At 63.0% G+C, this 18,544-nt stretch carries 6 protein-coding genes; 1 reads left to right on the top strand and 5 read right to left on the bottom strand.

The window, feature by feature from the left end:
* Positions 1 to 21: 21 nt before the first annotated feature.
* The 5 genes from BV071_RS19245 to BV071_RS19225 all read right to left on the bottom strand — a co-directional run bounded on the left by BV071_RS19245 (position 22) and on the right by BV071_RS19225 (position 13,955).
* Entirely contained in the window at positions 22 to 2,571 is a 2,550-nt protein-coding gene (locus BV071_RS19245; RefSeq protein WP_265594628.1) for a hypothetical protein, read from the bottom strand.
* 113 nt (positions 2,572 to 2,684) lie between these two features.
* Positions 2,685 to 3,623, bottom strand: coding sequence for a hypothetical protein (locus BV071_RS19240; protein ID WP_035610760.1), 939 nt, complete (start codon positions 3,621 to 3,623; stop codon positions 2,685 to 2,687).
* Positions 3,624 to 4,171: 548 nt separating this feature from the next.
* Positions 4,172 to 5,779: an alkaline phosphatase D family protein gene (locus tag BV071_RS19235; RefSeq protein ID WP_052573584.1), complete on the bottom strand. Its 1,608-nt coding sequence runs from the start codon at positions 5,777 to 5,779 to the stop codon at positions 4,172 to 4,174.
* 27 nt (positions 5,780 to 5,806) lie between these two features.
* The gene (locus BV071_RS19230; protein ID WP_265594627.1) at positions 5,807 to 9,463 is read right to left on the bottom strand and encodes a hypothetical protein; all 3,657 of its coding nucleotides are present in this window, start codon (positions 9,461 to 9,463) and stop codon (positions 5,807 to 5,809) included.
* 148 nt (positions 9,464 to 9,611) lie between these two features.
* Complete coding sequence (locus BV071_RS19225) at positions 9,612 to 13,955, bottom strand: Ig-like domain-containing protein (protein ID WP_265594626.1); 4,344 nt, start codon at positions 13,953 to 13,955, stop codon at positions 9,612 to 9,614.
* Between the two features lie 226 nt (positions 13,956 to 14,181).
* Between BV071_RS19225 and BV071_RS19220 the strand changes: the two genes are divergently transcribed.
* A complete protein-coding gene (locus BV071_RS19220) occupies positions 14,182 to 18,495 on the top strand; it encodes an Ig-like domain-containing protein (RefSeq protein ID WP_035610753.1) in 4,314 nt (1,437 codons plus the stop codon).
* The last annotated feature ends 49 nt before the right edge of the window (positions 18,496 to 18,544 follow it).

Below are 18,544 nucleotides of genomic sequence, written 5' to 3'. Positions count from 1 at the left end.
GCAAGGGTAGGATCCGGGAAATCAGCGGCCGTTGAGCGTATCGATCTGGCTTACGCGGTGGAGCTGGAAGCTGCCGCGGACTTTCAGACCGATGTCCTTGTTAGGGCCCAGCGGCTTGTGGAGACCGAAGATCTCCTCGTCGTAGATGCCTGAAATACGATCCACGCCGTAGGGGCCGCCCGCATTAGCCTGCGGGTCCGTGGGCAGGAAGGAGAGTTTCACCCGCCGGGTGATATCGAAGCCGGTTGTGTGGTCCGGGTGGCGGCGGTGGCGGAAGGGATTGGTCGGGTGGTTGGCAGGCAACACGATCTCCGCGGCCAGACCCGTGCCATCGGGGCCGAAGCTGCCGGTCATCCGCAATTGCGGCAGGAGTGCGCGCGAAGCCGCGGCTTGCGCCGGGGCCAAGACCTCAAGGGCCGCCTGCTGGGCCTTGTCCTTGATCGAAGCCGGAGTGGCCAGCAGGTTGGCCTTCTCCTTCAACGCTGCGGTTGCGGCAGCGGCGGCGGCGTTCGCCACACTGCCGGTGAATTCAGAAGAGTGGACAAAGGAGGTGTAGTCGATCGAGGGCGTCGAAGTCGGTCCCATGTATCGCGCCACCGATGAGGCCAGCGCATCCGCCGCGGCCTTCCCTGCTTGGGTCGCAAGCGGAGTTTCCTCGGTAGCCGTGGCGAGAACGATCGCATTGAGGAGCTGTTCGACGGCATCCGGAGCGCGGGTATCACTATACGCCGTGACCTTCACGTTCAGGGCCGAGGTCCGGGCCTGGCTTACTTTCGCGATTTGGTCGAGCGCACTGCGGATCGCCGCGGTCTTGCGCCACTTGCCGCCGGAGGCAGGCGCCCAGGAGCCCTTCACCGCAGGATTGCCAGTAGCTGCGACCCAAGGCACCGCAATGGTGAAGGCGTTGGCATTCACCACGGTGACGACCTGCTCGCCATTGTAAGCGGCGTTCCCCGAGCCGGAAATCACAATCCGATCGTCGCTGGCAAGGCCGTGGTTGGGAGCGGAGATCAGCACCGGCTGCACCGTCGGAGGGGTGAACTTCTTGATCGCAACCGGGATCTCCCAAATGCCCTTCACCGAGGGATTGCCGGCAAAGGCCACAGGGATCGAGAAGGAATCGGCATCGATCCGCGTGATCGTTTTCACTCCGTTGTAAGCCGCTTGGCTGGAGCCGCGAATCTCGATGTTCGTCCCGTTATTGAGGCCATGATTCGGCGCGGTGATCTTCACCCCCACCGAACCGCTTTCCGTACCGGCGTAACCGGTGATCTCACCGGACCGCATGGCCCACACGCCACGCTCGGCGGGATCAGATTCAAAGGGCAGATCGACGCTGAAGTGATCGGCATCGACTTTCGTGACCAGCTGCTTGCCGTTGTAGGACTCCAGCGAGTCCTGGATCATGATCCAATCCCCCGTCTTCAGGCCGTGCCCCGGCGATTCAATGGTGAGCGGTGCAATCGCGTTGAAGGCCGCATAGCTGCCGATCGCACCACCTGGCCGGAACGCCACCGGAAAGCGGAAGCGGTCGTTGTCGATGCGCACGATCTTATAGATGCCGTTGTAGGCGGAGACAGCAGTCCCAAAGACCGCCACTTCATCCCCGGTCTGCAAACCGTGGCCCGCCGATACCACCGCCGTGGAAGCACCGCTCTCCGCGGTCTGGAAACCGCTGATCGCTTTCGGCGCAATGCCATTGGCCGCAGTGGTAGCGGCAGCGGCGGCTTCTGAAATCATGTCGCCCAAGAGCTCGCCGGCCAGGAATCCATCGTAGTCCGGAGTGGCTTCGGCAAAGGCTGCCGCGGTATTGAGCGCGGCTTGCTCCTTCTGCGCCTGGGTGGCGGAAGCCGGCAGACCGGCAAGCGTCGCCACGATGGCGTCAAGCATCTCGACGCCGCGGGTATCCTTGTAGAAGGAGCCGTCGCGCAACGCATTGGCCGCGGTGCGGGCAGTGTTGAGCGTAGCGGCGTTGCCGTTCGCGATCGCCTTCACCTTGGCCGCGTCCAGACTGCTTTGAAGGAAGGTATTGAAGGCAGCAGTAGCATCCGCCTGGGTGATCACCGGGGCCGCTGCGGTCTGGGCCGCGCTCGCCACCGTGGCTTGGGTCGCCCCGTTTTGGGCGGCGGCTGTGGCCGCTGCGGTGGCGGCCCGTTCCGCGACCTGGTTCACAGCGGCCGCGGCCTTGGCGTCGCCGAAGTCAAAGGCCACGCTGGAAATCCGGGTAGCCGCTTGCGGAGGGAAAGAACCGTAAAGCCGCTCGTCAGTCACCAGCGAGATATCGTTCTCCGACTCCTGGATCCCGGCCTTGCGTCCGAGGATGGCCACCTGCTTGAGCAAGCTGGTGCGACCTGCTGCATCGACGTGCAGGATCAGCCGCAGGCTCGCCGCATCGGAGGTCGGTGTCGGCACATTCGGGTCCGGAGCGCGCGGGATGTTATTGGCATCCAAGGGCACAGCCACCTCATTGACGGCACCCAAGGTCGCTTCCCCCACCCACAAGCCGCGATAGGGGCTGGACTGGGAGAGTGCCGTGCCGGACGACGCAACGAGGGCGCAGCACGCAAGCACGGGAAATGGTCGAAACAACGTGGGCTTCATGTGGGAGACGACGAACAGACGAACGGACGGCAGTCGCGGACAGGAACCGCAGGCTGACGGGCAAACAAACGGGAAGGGATCGATCAGTTACCGGTGCCGTCACGGAAACCGTTGACGGGCACCCAGGCCTCAGTCCCGAGATCGGTAGTGACCTTCAGGAGTGAGCCCTGCTTAGGCTTGAGCAATTCGGACGATCGGCACTGCATGGGTACGGCGATTGCCGTACCAGCCTCCAGCGGTGGCAGGGATTGATCCCATGCGCTGGCAGGCATTTGCACCGGGGTCGCGGCGATCGGCCGCGTGGCATCCCCGAAAGTCTTGACTACGAAGGACAAGGGCAAGGCAGGGGCATCAGTGCCCGGCACTTGCTGGATCGTCGGTGAAAGCGGGTGGCCGCAGGTATTGCGGAAGATCATCTGATCCGCCCCGCTACCTAGCAGCAGACCGCTCTCTGAAAGGGTCTCAATCCGCAGCGGCCCCTGATAGTCGGACGAGCCCTTGGTGTAGATCCAGAAGGCCTCGCCGGCCCGCATGGTCTCTGCGGAGGGCTGCAGGACCTTCTTCCAGCGCCCTTCCGACAAGCGATAGATGGTTTGCCCGTTGTGGGCCTTCGAACCGGCGAAAAACTCTGCAAAGGTCGGGCCACCTTGAGGGCGCACCCCGAAGCCCACGAAATTATAGGCATCCGGGCGCCAGGCTGGCGCCTGCATAAGCGCATCTCCCGCGGCCTTCCAGCTACAGGCGGACTTGGCATGAACCAAGTAAGCTTGGTTTCCAACCACGGCATCCAGCGACTTCAGGAAAGCCTCGGGCTTGCCTGGCGCATACCATACGCCCCAGCCCTGCGCCTTGAACAAGTCCACCGAGGGATCGGTGACGAACTGGTTGGGTGCCGGGTTCTCGAAGAGCGTAGCGACCGTATCCACTGGCAGCCCGGCGAAGACCTTCTCAGGCGCGGCATCCACTGGCTGCACCGCCAAATACACCGCATTCCAACCTGCTGAGAGTGCAATCTCTTGCACCCTTTGATGTCCGGTTTCTCCTCCCCGTGCTGTGGCAAAGGTCCCGACTGCAATCATCGCGACGCAAAGCCGAGTACCACTGAGGAGGTAGGGATACATGCGCCTCCGGATACAGGAGCGGCACCGAATTTAAAGCAAAATTGATAATTTGTTTTTGTAGTCGGCTAAGGTTGCCGGCGTTCCTCTGCTTCCACCCTGTCATCGCACTGAATCAAGCGAAGGCCCGCAATCCCTTATGGAGTAAGGCTTCCAGCGCCATGCCTGAAAGCCCGCCTAGCGGCCGAGCCACGACCTCGCTGAATGGAATAACTGTAAAAATGCGCTGTGGAACAATTTTGCCATATCTCCGGCTCAGTCCCTACAGATGCTCCATGCTCCCGGAACAGCACAAGTCATTGCACACGACTGCGATCTGTTAGAGAGCCGGAAGCCCGCGCAGCAGCGGGCAATTCCGGTCACGGCGCGTGACCGCGGTGGAACAAAAATCCGCCCGTGGACCGTCTTTACGAGCGGCCCACGGGCGGATGTTTTTTGGCTGATCTTTCCGCCTACGCGAGTTGCATCCCGGTGCCACCGTTCTCCACCACGAAGGAGGCCGGTGTGCTCAGGGCCGAGCCGGGACGGGTAACATAGTCCACGGTGCGGAAGTCCGAGCGCCAGGACTTTTCTCCGATAGTGCAGCTCACGTAGCCGCGGCGGGCCGAGTGATACTTCACGAAGGGATTCTCCACGCTGAAGCGCGGGAAGCCCGGGCGATAGTCCGCACCATCCCCGGCGGAAGTAATCGAGGTGCAGACGAACTCCGTGCCCACCACCTTCGAGTCCGGCTGGTCGAAATCGGTGACCAGATCATTCGCCCAGTGACTGTGGATATCGCCGGTGAGCACCACCGGGTTCGAGACCTTCAGGTCACTGAAGGCGCGCAGCAGAGCGCGGCGCTCCGCTTCATATCCCGGCCACTGGTCCATGCTGCACTCCACTTCATTGCCGGGCGCAAAGTCCACCCGTGCCATCATCACCTGCTGGGCCAGCACATTCCAAGTCGCGTGCGAACGCTTCAGCTCGCCCATGAGCCAATCCCGCTGGATCTGCCCCATCATCGTGCCGTCCGGGCGCAGCACATCCGGGCCCGGTGCCTTCATGCCGTCTCCGTACGGCTGGTCGGTGCGGTACTGGCGCGTGTCCAGCACGTGGAAATCGACGAGGCTACCGTGGCGCACGCTGCGATACAGTTTCATGCCGGGGCCCTTTGGAACGCACGCAGCACGCAGCGGCATGTGCTCATAGTAGGCCTGATAGGCGGCGGCGCGGCGTTTCAGGAAGATCTCCCGGTCCACCATCCCCTTCTCTTCCGGAGTTTCTCCCGCGTAGTTGTTGTCGACCTCATGGTCGTCCCAAGTGACCACCCAGGGGGCCGCGTGGTGCATCGCCTGCAGCGCCGGATCCGTCTTGTACTGCGCGTGGCGATTGCGGTAGTCTTCCAAGGTCTGGATTTCCGGCCCGATGTGACGGCGCACGCCTGCATCTTTCTCGGAACCTTCGTAGATGTAGTCTCCCAAGTGGAAGACCAAGTCCGGGCTCTCGGCCAGCATGTGCTCGTAGGCGGTGTAGTAGCCGGCCTCGAAGTGCTGGCAGGAAGCGAAGGCGATCTTCAGCAGCGAGGTTTCCGCCGCGGCCTTGTCCGGACGCTCCAGGGTCCGGGTGCGGCCGCGCGGGCTGACCTCGCGTCCCGCCTTGAATTGATACCAGTACCAGCGGTCCGGCTTCAGGCCGGTCACCTCCACGTGCACGGAGTGCCCCCAGTCCGGGGTCGCCACTTCCTTGCCGCTGGCGACCACCTTGGTCATCGCTTCGTCTTCCGCCACTTGCCAATGGACCAGCACCGGCTCCGGCGGCATCCCGCCACCGTTGAGCGGCTGCGGCGCCAGACGTGTCCACAGCACGAAGCCATCCGCCTCGGGATCGCCCGAAGCCACCCCGAGCTGGAAGGGATAAGCGGTAAAATTCGGATACTCACGCAGGGTCTGCGTGGCACCCAGCACCCGGCCCGCGGCCAGTGCCGTCAGCATGGAGGCCGAGCCACCGAGGAAGGAGCGCCGGTTCAGCCGGGGTGAAGCTAGCGGGAATACCGGTACAATGACTTTATCGGAATGCATGGTTTTCGATTTCTAACAATAACTGGTTCAGACCTCCTCGCGCTTCAGCCAGCGGAAGCGCACCACCTCGAATCTGCGGCCAAAGCCGGACAGGTTGTCTTCCGCCTTCGGGTTCAGGCCCTGCGAGTCGCCGTCGATCGGCACCGGTGTGCGCTGCACCACCGCCTCGCACCAAGCTTCCGCCGCCTTGCCGCCATCCGCCGCGAGCGAGCTGCCATAGGCACGGATCACAAAGCTGTCGGACCGAGCCGAAAGTGCCGGCCCAATGAACTGCAACAGGTCCGCCTGGGTCAGGAAGCCGGGTGCACCCCAGGCCACGGTCGCCGGCTTCAGTTGCTGATCGAGACGGGTCGGGTCCTGAATGTGGTCTTCATTGTTGTAGTCCGGCAGCTTGGTCCGCTGCAGCGGCCACTCTTGCTCGAAGGCGTGGTTCAAACCCGACTTGTCGATCGCCGCTTGGAGCGCACCTTTTTCTCCGGTCTCGCCGTCGTTCAGGCGCCGATTCACGAAGTCCGAAAGCGAGAGGAAAGGTCCCCGCAGCTTCACCTCCGCCACGATGCACGCCGCCAGTCTGCGGATTTCATCGCGCGTGAAGAGCCGCTCCCCGCTCCAAGCCGCCTTATCGGTCGGATCCTTGGCGTCCCAGTCTCCCCCGGTGGCCCCGTAGATTCGCGGGAAGGCGACCTTGTCCCCATACATGCCGCCGGCTCCGGATAGAAGCAAAGCCTCCCAAGCTTTTTCGCTGGTTGAATTCACGTTGAAGGCCCCGTCTAACAAGAGCTTTGAGGCCGCGCGGTGGAAGTTCGTCAGATCGCTCGACTTGATCTCCTTGGCCGCTGGATTCAATTGCAGGCGTCCATTCGGCAGCGGCGACTTCTCCGAGTCTTTCAGGAAGGCTTCTTTCTCAGCCGGAGTCCCCGTCGAAAGGAAGAACTCGTCCCACATCGAGTGGTTCACCTCGTAGCTCAGGTCATAGATCATCGTCTGGTCAAGCGGCGCATCCCGCAGCAGCTTCCGCGCGAGGTAGGCCCAGCTATCCTCCTTCGAGACGCCCACCGTGCCATTCGGGTTCGAGCGGCCGTCCATGTTGTAGCCGATACTGTCCTGGTTCCACCCGCCCCGGTCACGGTTGATCTTCTCGCCGCGCTTGGGCTCTGTACCCAAGCGGCCGATCCGCGGGTCCACCAGCGAATTTCCCAGCGGATAGGTCGGATGCCAGATGAACTCCGAAAGCTTCGCGTGCTGGAAGGCCCCCAGGGATGCGATCTCAGTGTCTTTCCGCGGCAGGTCGAAAAGGACCCGCGGATGACTAAAGCGGATCGCTTGGTCGAAGGGATCGCCATGATACAGGCCGTTTTCCAGGCGCGGCATCATGCTATTCCAGTCCACCGCCCCATCGAAGAGGTCCCGGGTGTAGATCCCGAAGAAGTGCGGCGCCACGTCCGTCACGTTCTCAAAGGGGCTGCGCAGGGAATAGGTCGCGCGCATGTTCCAAGTCGCCAGCGGCGCGCACTGAAAGTGAGGGGTGTTCGCCAAGCTACCCGAGCCCATGACATTCGACTTATGCTCCTCGAACCAGCGCAGACGGAAGCCGTCGCGGGTGCGCCGGTCAGGCGCTTGGCTCAGCGATGCGTTGCCCTTCGTCGATTTCGGGAAGGGCACGGTGTTCGTCTCGGTCCACTCCACCGGCAGCTCATCCTCGTCACCATATTGATAGGCGCAGGAAACAAAGCTCCCCTGTGGCAGCGCGTTGAAGGCATTGAGATCGACGCTGCCGCTGCCTTTCATCGGCTTCCAGAGCATCAGGTAGTCGTCCGACTGGGTATAGCCGTTGGTCTGAAGGTCATCCTTCGGCCGCGGCGGCACGAACTCCCGCCACTCCGTCGGCATGACGTGCACCCGGTTGTTGAAGATCTTGGAATCGTTCGACGGATTGTCCGGCTTGAAGAGCGGCTGATTGTCCGACCGGGTATCCTGATAGAAGCTGGATCCGGGACTCGGAGCCGATTCCGGATACATGATGTTATTGGAGAAGGTGATCTCATCGTAGCGCCGGCTCTGCCGCGCCGACCAGACCACCGTCTCTCCGGGCCCCAGCTTGGTCCCCGTCATCCGGAAGAACATGCTCCCTTGGACAGCACCGCCGCCGGCACCCGAGCCCAAGCCCCAGTACATCCGATAGTTCAGAAGTTGCCCGTTCGAGAGCGTCACCTGGATCTGCTTCTTGCCGTTGATGTGCAGATAAATCATCGAGTTCGGGACCTCGATCTCGAACTGGTAGGGATTCCACAAGGCCACCCGTGGGTAGAAATGTGCCCGCAAGCCATACGGAGCGACCGCATTGGTCGTGGCATCCTCGTAATAACTAAGGTTGTAGTACATCGACGCCTCCACCAAGGTCGGCATCAGGTCGTTCTTTGAACGGTCGTACAAGTCCACCGGTGCGGATTGACGCCCGCCACCGGTTGTGAGCTGCGGCAATTCAATCGGGGTGGTGTAATCGCCGGAAGGCGTCGTGGCTCCGCGGCGCGCCCAATCCCTCAGCAGCCCGAAATTCGGTGCCACCCGGTCGAGCCGTGCTGACGTTGCGGTCGCATCTGTCAGGGCAGCGGCATCGCGATTGCGCGGCCCCACCAGATTGTCCGCGTCCTTCACCCCCACGGAGGGAATGCCGTCGTAGTCGAGATTCGGAACCGAGCCCGAACTCTGAAGGTAGGCGGTAAGATCCTTCCGCCAGCCACCGGCACGTGTGTCGGTGAGCAGGCCCTTCGAATCGGTGGTGAAGTCGTGGAAGTTTTTCTCCGCCACTTGTGTGTCCCCGCCAGCCAGCTCGAGTTCGCCACTCGAGACCAGCTTGCCGCGCACGGCATCGTCCAGTTCACTGCCACCATCGGCAGCAGACCACGAAGCATCCTGCGCAAGTTGCAGCGGTCGCCACTGTGACGCACTCTTCACGCGTTGCGAGGCATCACGCGTTGCCACGTTCGCCTTGATTCCCAGGTCGCCAACCCACCAGGCATAGCTGCCGCGCGCTTCGCCGCCCTCGCTCAGGTCGACACGGGGTGCCATCACCTGATTGTCCGCCCCTTTGGCCACAGGGGTCTTCTGCGAGACGAGCTCCACCATGTCGTCCCGGTTACCGGCGTTGTCGCCATCGTTGCGCACGGTGCCCTCATTGCCGCTTACCAGGGTCGCAATCCGCTTCTTGCGTGCGTCCCACGATCCACGACGCATGTCCTTGAGGCCGCCGTTCTCATTGTCGCGGACGATGAAAGGCAAGCCGTCGTCCTGCGTGGTCCGCCAGACGCTGGTCCAATGCGGATTCGCGGCATCCACCAGCCGCCCATCCGTGCTCACCCGCTGGTCGGGGCCCAGATTTTGTTGCAACTCGCCGATCGCGATCTGCAAGGCCAGCCGCGCATTCGCGCGTGCTTCTTCCATGGATCGCTGCGAACCGGAACTTCTCAGCGAGATCGAGGACAGGGTCAGCAAGCCGATCGCCAGGAGCACCATCAAGGGGAATACGACCAGCGTCGCCACCAGGGCGAAGCCGCGGTCCGCCAGTTTCTCCAAGCGCCAGCGCAATGCCGGCGTGGTCCGAATGGAAGGATCTTCCACCTTCTGCCTCCGGCCGAAGCGGGCCAAGAGCCCGTACTGCCTGGCCTTCCTACAACTACTGAACATTTGCATGGATCGAACGTGGATTGCGCCGGAGCGCTTGTTAGGCGGGAGGAAGTGGAGGGTTTTTGAAAACTTGGGGGGAAAGGCGGCCGCCTCCCATCGGGAAGCGGCCGCCATGGTCAGGTCGCACGGTAGCACCGCGCTACCCGGGTCAGTTGTTTCGATAGGTCACCAAGAGGCGGAAGAAGCGCTTCTGCTGACCCACCACTGGCACGGTCAGCGAGATCTCGTTCGCGTCGTTCACCGTCGGCACCACGTCCGCCCAGCTCTGGAGATCATTGCTGCCCCTGATCACATAGCTCAGGCGGGGATCCGTGCTGCTCTTCAGGAAGCGCAGCACCGCATTGCCACCCGTCATCTGCAGGCCGGGCAGTTGGTTGAACGCGTTCGGATTCAGACCCAGGGCATACTCAACCAATGCCGGGATGCCATCGCGGTCCGCATCCGAATCTGGGTCCACACCGATACCGTTGGTGCTTGCCCATTGCTCGAAGGCGTTGCCCGTCGTTTCCTTCGCGGTGTAGATCACCAGCTTCGGCTTCTTGTCCGCATACTGGCCGGTGCTACCGGGCCAGAAGAACTGCCAGCCATCGGTCGTCTCCGGCTTCACGTTGATGCCGTAGTTCGGGTTCCCCTCGCGCCAGGCTTGCACCACGCTGGTCACGTCGAAGGTCGCGGCCGTTCCATTGCCGAGACCGGCGACGCGGGTTTTCTCCGCGATCGCGATGTCCGCGCCAACCACCGGGCCGTTGAAGCCGAAGTTACTCGTCGGCGTGAAGTCCGTCAGCATCCGGTGCACCGCGACCGGTCCGGCCGAGCGTGCATCCAGCGAGCCGCCCACGAAGGAGGCGGAGGACGAATTGATCACCAGTTCGGCGCGGACGATTTGTTCCTCCGCCGGGATTGCGCCAACCGCACCACCGAACTCCACCGGGAAGTGGAAGATCCCTTCCTGGGTCGCTCCGGTTGCTTGGTCGACGAAGGCCATCTCCAGCGTCGAGCCGTCGAAGCTCGGCTCCGTGCCCACCAGGCGGACGGACTTGTCCACGTTGTAGCTGTAGCTCTTGGTCTGCTTGCCGGGCATCACGTAGGACACCACCAGCTTCGGACGCTTGTTCACATCGTCATTGCCGGAGGTGCAGAAGTTCCAGCCATCGGACGTGCTAGCGTCGTAGATGGTGAAGCCCATGTTCGCCGTATTCGGATTCGCGTCGGCCGCCCAGATCCGCAGATACTGGGTCACGTCAGCGGACTGCACATCGCCTTGCGCGTTGTTGCCGAAGCCAGCGAGCGGCGAGCGCGAGCTCAGTCCACGCACCCCGGCGTTCGAGCCTTGGGTCATCTGGATGTAGTTCGTGGTGGAGTCCACCGGGAAGAGCAGACGATCCACCACCCAGGGGCCGGGCGATTGTGCGTTGTCCGCCACCGCCGTGGTGATCACCAGCTCCGCCTTCACGATCGTGGCACCCACCGGGATCTGGCCCGGGGCACTGCCGAAGAGGTTGTCAAAGCGGAGGATGCCGTTGATATCCGGGCTGGTCTCTCCGACGTCGAGGCCGTCGAGCGCATACTGCTGGACCCCGGATTCAATCTGGTGGGTGCCGTCGCTGCCCACCCGCTTGCCGAAGTAGCTGAGGTAGCCGTTCGCCCCTTGTTGGAAGGAGGTGCTCGCCACCGCTGCTTGGAAGAGCACGTTGCGGATTGTCGCGCTGGCCGCACCACCGGCAGGACTGTAGCCACTACCTGCGGCGAGGGTTACCACCACCGTCTCGTCCAGTTCGAATTCCTCGTCCGCCAAGGTCGGCACCTGTACGTCCACCGTGGTCACACCGGCTGGGAAGTTCACCGTGCCGGTCAGGCCTTGATAGTCCGCTCCAGCGGTAGCCGAGCCAGCGATGTTGTAGTTGACCGTCAGCGGCTGGGACGAATCGCCACCCAGACGGGCGAAGCGGAAGAGGAGATTCGCAGCACCTTCCTCCACCATGCTCACCTGCGAGGATACGAACACCTCCGTGCCAGCACCCGCGATCGGCGCGATCGGCGCGGCCAGGAAGCGGAAACCGCCGCTCTGGAAGCCACCTGAGATGTTGGGCAGGTCGTGGGAGAACACCACAAACTTGTTACCGGACGCATAGTAGGAGTAGATATTGTCGCCGCCTGCGCCGTTGTTGAAGTCGGCGGAGAGAAACAGCGCCGTGTTCGCCGGATTCACCGCGTTGCCGTCGCCGAACTGGATTTCGTAGCCGTTCGGGCCCTTCACCACGGTTGCGCCGACTGCCGCGAGATTCTCATTGAGCGGAGTCAGGGTGCCGTCATCCACCACCAGACCGCTGAAGACCTGCGGTGCCGTGGTCGGCACGTAGAGGAAGCTGATGCTGTCCGCCTCGGCGTTGCCGTTGTTGTCCACGCTGCGCACCAGCCACTGGTTGCCGCTGCGGCCAATCGAGGCGACGTTGTCAGAGTTTTCGCCCTGGCTGACCGCCAACAGGTTGCCGCTCATCGGCAAGCCTTCGATCACGAAGTCGCTGGTGCCGGTCTTGGAGATCGCAATGCCCGAGGGCAGGTGAGAGTTGCCGCCCACGATCGAGAGATCGGTCGCGACGGTGGCACCCATCCAGCCATCCGCGAAGGGGAAGTAACCCAGCGCAAAGCGCCCGGACTCCGGACGCGTCACGGGATCGCCGCCGCCTTGCTTGTTGTCCCGCACCTTCAGTGCGTAGTTACCGCTGGCGCTATAGCCGATCACGTTGTTGTCGATCGCGCCGCGGGTCGTCGCATCGGCGTAGTTGTTGCCGGCATAGTTGGTGCCGAAGAGGATACCGGAGTTGAATGCCAGCGGCGCGCCGTTGATCTTCACCGCAGGTTCACCGCGCACTTCGCCCGTGCCGGTGAAGCCCTTCAGCCCGGGAGTATTCAAGAGCAGGGTCCAAGGCGTGGTCTCGGTCGGCACGTGATCCGGATCGAGTTCCGTCACGTCGGTTTCCAGGTCACCCCCATCAAGGATCGCCATCGAGTATCCGGGGATTGTCGGTGCCGCGACCGAGGCCTCGGCGAAGATTCCCACCCGGTTCGCACCGGCCACCTTGTTATCCGCGGTGTAGGCGAAGGCTTCCACCAGACGGTAGCCCGGTTGATCGACCGCCCATTGCAGGTCATACGGCGCGGCAGTCTTGGAGCCGACGAGTTGGCCGCCGACGTAGAAGTCCACCTTGCTCACCGTTACACCCGCGGGCACCGTTGCCGCTGCGCTGAGCGTCAGGTTCTGGCCCACTTTCGCGGAGATCCCGCTGATGGGGCTGGTCAAGGCCAGGGTCGGCAGTGGTGCGTTTTCGTAAGCGAACACCGGCTCTTCGCCTGGTGTCAGGAACACGAAGTTGAACATGGCTTCGTCGTTCGTGGCGCCATCTTCCAGCAGACCGGTGATATTCCGGCTCTGGATGATCCAGCCCTCGTCGGCCGCGCTCCACTGGAAGCTGACAAAGTTGTTGGTGTTGTTCGGCACCGGGTTCGCGCCCGCGGGTGCCACGCCGCCATCCGGCGAGATAATCAGGGTGCCGTCTTCATTCAGCACGCCGGTGATCTTCAGCAGCCACTGGCCAGTGCCCATCTTGGTGATCGTGAAGGGGCCACCGCCCAAAGCGGTACCGCCGTCGCTACGCACCTTGCCCACTGCCTTCACCTGGCCCATTCCCGCCGCAGTCACCGGCACATAGGCAAAAGCCACGCCGGCATTGATGTAGCCGGTGCCGTTCAGATCGGCATTGCTCTTGAGCGAAACCGAGAAGGTGCCGTCCGGATTGGCGTGGGACAGCGCGAAGTTGGCGGCATTGTCACCACCCGTGACCAAAAGCACGCCGTTCTGGGCGGTGGCAAGCACGCCGTGGGAGCGAAGGTTTCTCAAGTCCACGAGCGAGGTACCATCCCCGACGTTCACGAACTCCTTGCCCAAACGGATCGCGGGCGAAGAATACAAGGTGGCTGCCGTCTTGAACTGACCGGTCAACCAACCTTCTGCATGGGGGAACCACGCGGCCGAGACGTCGATGTTGAGTTCCGAGGCGGCGCCTTGGATGCTCCCCAGGGTCGCATGGGTCGGAATATAGAAACCCGCGGCGTTCGGCTCGGAGTGGCTGGTGCCGTAGCTAATACCGGCCGGTCCGCCCGCATGCGGCGCGACGCCGTTGTTGCGGCCATTCTCCGAGACGGAGGTGAGCATCACACCCGCCACCCGGTCATTTGCGCGGGTGGCCGTGAACTGCATATTATAATCACCCTTGCTGCTACCGGCTTGAACGAAGGTGAAACCGCTCGGGTCACCGGGGATGGCTCCTACGGCGCTGGTACTTCCCAAGTACTGGGAGATCGTGATCGAGGTGTCAGTGTTACCAGTATTCTTCTGGACGATCTTCAAGGTCCCGTGCTCGACTCCGAAGGCAGTACTGCCCAGGGAGCAAGCTACGAGCGTGGCTAGCGCTTGTGCATTGGAATTTTTCATGCGGGCGCAGACCATCATCACCACCCCCTAGCTCAACGAGTGCTTAAGAGTGACAACCCGGCCAGCAATTTGATGGGTAGCCTTCGGTTAGGTGTCGCGATCGCCATAAAAGCCATCTAACAGACCAATCTGCGGGCCCTTCGGTGACCAAATCTTAACCTAACAATTTCTTCACGGAGCACGGGTTCCCAAAACACGCATGCGATGTCCTTGCTGCGGGATTTGCATGAAGCTCTCTCCAATCCTGCCTTTCGCCGTTCTGCTTCCACTCGCCTCGCAAGCCGCTGTGGAGGTCGGAACGCTCCGCGTGACCCAGCTCGCGAACAACAATAACAACGCCGATGCCGCCACGCCGGGCATCTCCATCACCATGGGCCCCGGCAGCACTCCCGGCGGGGCCTTCCTCCCCTCCTCCAATCGAGGTGACTACAATCTGGACTTCGGCCAGAGCAGCGACACCGCCAGCGGCGTGGTCATCAGTTCGATCGCGCAACTGACCCGCAATGATAACGCCACGGGTGGTCCTGCCACCGGTGACTTCTTCGCTACCAGTAGCTTCGGCATCAACGAGACCACCAATAAGTACTGGCTCGCCATTCACTGGGCCCAGGTGGGCGACAACCTCGAGGCGAACTACGATGTCTCCTACGCCTACCTGCCCTACGACGTCTATCCCGGTGGCTTCATCTCCAACGAGTTGAACAATGGCCCGCTCACCCGTTTCACCGGCACGCCCGGCATCCAGTTTGAAGACCCGACAACAAGCTCCGGCCAGTACCACCTCGATCTCTCGAAGCTGGAGGCCCAGGCCTCCCAGCACGGCGTGCTGCTCGTCACCGGCGCGAAGAACGAAGACAACTACGCGCTGTCCCGCGCGAATGCCGACGGCAGCTTCGACCTCTTCTGCCACGACAATGCTGCAAATGGCGGCTCCTACGAGAACGATGGCGTCGGCTTCTCCTATCTGCCCGCAAGCGCCGCAGGAACTGGCCGTCTGGTCGCCCTCGGCCGAGTGAACGGTGATGCTTCGACCGATGTGGCTGGCGGAACTTTCACCGTCGCCAAGGGCACCACCGGTCGCTGGTATCTCAGCATCCCCGGCCACAATCAGAATACCGGCACCCTCATCGTAAGCCCCGAAGGCGGAGCAAACAACAACGTCGACAACATCGTCGCCGCGGGTTGGGACGCCGCCAACCAGCGCTGGATCATCGAGAGCCGCGACCTCAGCGGTGTCGATCCACAGGTGCCCGGGCTCCAAAACATGGCGAACGCCGGTGAAGATGCCTTCAGCTTCGCCTTCTTCTCCACTGCCACTGTCGGCCATTCGCCCGCCATCTCTGCCACCACTCCCGCGGCTGAGGCGATCAAGGTGCCCGTGAACGCGCCGCTTTCCACCACCGTCAGCGATCAGGGCGGTGGCCCTCTCACGGTGCGCTTCTATGGCCGCCGCGTCGCCGCCGTCGATCCCACGGATTCCTTCAGCGTGGTCGCACTGCCTGACACCCAGTTCTATTCGGAGAATGTTGGCGGCCAGCGTGCCGCGCTCTTCTCCGCCCAGACCGATTGGATCGTCGCGGAAAAGGATGCGCGGAATATCGGCTTCGTGCTTCACCTCGGTGACATCTCCCAAAACGGTGACAATCCCGCCACCGCGCTCGAACAATGGACCAATGCCTCCAATGCCATGTACCGCTTGGAGAATCCCAACACCACCGGGCTGTCGAACGGCGTGCCCTACATCATGGCCGTGGGCAACCACGACCAAACCCCGATCGGCGATGCGGATGGCACCAGCACGAACTTCAATACCTACTTCGGCGTCCACCCGCAGACCGGCCTCAACCACTTCCGCGACAAGGCCTACTACGGCGGCACCTCGGTGCCTGACAGTGCCGACAACAACTACACGCTCTTCACTGCCGGCGGCATCGACTTTATCGTCATCAGCCTTGAGTTCGATACCACTCCGGACGCTGCGGACCTCGATTGGGCCGATGCCCTGCTGAAGGCCTATCCTTCGCGCCGTGGCATCGTCATCACCCACCACATGGTGAACACCGGCAACCCCGCGAGCTTCAGCACGCTGGGCTCCGCCATCTACGAAGCCCTCAAGGACAACCCGAACCTCATCCTGATGCACGGCGGCCACGTCGCCGGCGAGGGCCGCCGCAGCGACACCTTCGAAGGCCGCACCATCCACTCCCTGCTCGCTGACTACCAAGGCCGCTCGAATGGTGGTGATGCCTGGCTGCGGATCATGAAGTTCCGCCCTTCGCTCAACCGCGTGGAGGTCAGCACTTACTCGCCGGTGCTCGATGTCTTCGAGAACGATGCCGACAGCCAGTTCACGCTCGATGTGAACCTGAAAGACGGCATGGGCCCCTTCACTCCGATCAGTAGCGTGACCACCGCACCGGGCACCGCCTCTCTCACTTGGCCAAACCTGGAGCCCGGCACCCGCTACGAATGGTATGCTACCGTCTCCGATGGCATCTCCACCGCCACAACACCCATTCGCTCCTTCATCACCGCAGGCGTGCCCTTCGCCCCGCTGGTGGATTTCAGCTCTCCGGGGAATGGCAGCGTCCACGCCGCCGACTCGAACATCACACTCCAAGCGAGCGCCAGCGATCTCGACGGGTCGGTGGCGAAGGTCGAGTTCTACAAGGGCACCACCAAACTCGGCGAAGCCAGCACCCCGCCCTACAGCTTCACTTGGCAGAATGCCCCCGCCGGCAGCCACACGTTGTTGGCGAAGGCCACCGACGATGAAGGCAACGTGGGCGCCTCCGCTCCACTCGCCATCCAGGTGGTGGCGGAGCCTGTCGTGCCAAACGTCTCTACCGTCTCCAGTGGACGCTTCAATAGCGGTTGGGCTCTCACCGCGGGGTCTTCTGCACCGCTTGCCTTCACCTCACCCGGCTCGAATGAGGGCGATATCGTGATCCGCGTGAATGGAGCCACGGTGCCCTTCCTCTCCGGGGTGACCGCCGCCAGCAACTGGGAAAACGCGGGCAACTCCGGCACCGATTCCATCGACAACATCGTCGCTCCCTATGCCGATGGCTCCGGCAACACCGCGGTCAACGTGATCGACAACTCGAACCCGAATGCCGCCGACGCCAATCCGGCCACCGCGGAAGAGTTCGCCGGCACTGCCGTGGCGCGCTTCCCCTACGCCGCCGGCTGGACCGGTGCCAGCATCTCGGCGGAAGGCACCATCCTCGGTGGCAATTTGCCCGCTGGCAGCAGCGTGCGCCGCACCGGCGATGGCCTCTACGCGATTTCCGGCATCGCCACCACCGGCAACCTGCTCGCGTTCCCGAACGGCAATGGCGGCACCGATGCCGACAACGTGCTCTCCGTCCGCAGCTCTGGCGGCCAGTGGCTGGTGGACGTACGCGACAACTCCGGCGACTCCCAGAACGGCAGCTTCAGCTTCCTCTACATCCCTGCCGGCACACCGGGTGTCCTCAGCGGCATGATCAAGGCGAACGGCACCTTGGTCCCGCTCAACAGCCGCCTCGCCACCATGGGCGCAACGGTCACCAAAACTACCGACTATTTCGAGATCACCTTCGGCGACGGTACGGATGTCCGCTCCGCCAGCGCGGCGCTCTTCCTCACCGGCGATTCCGGCAGCAACGGCGCCGCATCGGAGAACATCCTCTCCTACTCCAGCTCCGGAAACGCCTTCCGCATCTTCAGCCAGGACCTGCCCCAACTGAGCGGCGCCTTCCAAGCCTCGGATGTCCGCTTCCTCGCCGTGCCCTTCAACCTCTCCTCCCTGCAACCTTCGCAACCACCCGTGACGGTCTCCGTCGCCGCCAGCGATGCCAGCGGGGGTGAGTATGGTGAAGACCGTAGCGTGGCCTTCACCTTCAGCCGTGGCGAGGCCGGCTCACAGCCGCTGAGCGTCTCCTTCGCGACTTCCGGCAGTGCCAGCCCAGGCGTGGACTACACCACCCTGCCCGGCAGCATCGTGATCCCTGCCGGACAGACCTCCGTCACCATCACCACCGAGATCCAGCCCGATAACTTGGCCGAAGGGACTGAGGAACTCAAGCTGACGCTTCTGCCGAATTCCGCCTACACCGTCGGTGCCTCCTCCGCTGCCACCGCAACCATCGCCGACCGGCCCTTCCAAGCCTTTCTCCACGCCAATGGCTCCCGCCCCGCGGATGCCGACGACGATGGCGACGGCGTCTCAAACTTGCTCGAATACTACTACGGCAGCCACGCCGCCGCCGCGGACAGCCGCGGCTCGCTCCGCGCCACCGCGGTCGCAGGCAATACCTTCTCCGCCCGCTTCCCCCACGCGAAGTCCGCTACCGATGTCACCGCTGCCGTCGAATGGTCCACCGACCTGGCCCAATGGCACCGCAGCGGCGAAAGCAACGGCGAGCAAGCCGCCACAATCACCCTGCAACCCGTGTCCCCACTTGAGGAAGATCCGGAAACGATCGAAGCAGTCCTCACCATCAGCTCCGGACCCATCCCCGCCGCAGTCTACCTGCGCCTCGTGGTCACTCCCTAAGCCATGGCGGCTCGGTTGCGGCGGGGCTGCGCTTTGCAGTCCCGCCGCA

The organism is Haloferula sp. BvORR071 (assembly GCF_000739615.1).
Taxonomy (GTDB): Bacteria; Verrucomicrobiota; Verrucomicrobiia; order Verrucomicrobiales; family Akkermansiaceae; genus Haloferula.
This window is presented reverse-complemented; position numbering and strand designations above follow the sequence as displayed.

Bases quoted from the DNA above. Each gene is read 5' to 3' on its own strand.
- BV071_RS19225 (WP_265594626.1), bottom strand. From the start codon at position 13,955: ATGAAAAATTCCAATGCACAAGCGCTAGCCACGCTCGTAGCTTGCTCC.
- BV071_RS19220 (WP_035610753.1), top strand. From the start codon at position 14,182: ATGAAGCTCTCTCCAATCCTGCCTTTCGCCGTTCTGCTTCCACTCGCC.
- BV071_RS19235 (WP_052573584.1), bottom strand. From the start codon at position 5,779: ATGCATTCCGATAAAGTCATTGTACCGGTATTCCCGCTAGCTTCACCC.
- BV071_RS19230 (WP_265594627.1), bottom strand. From the start codon at position 9,463: ATGTTCAGTAGTTGTAGGAAGGCCAGGCAGTACGGGCTCTTGGCCCGC.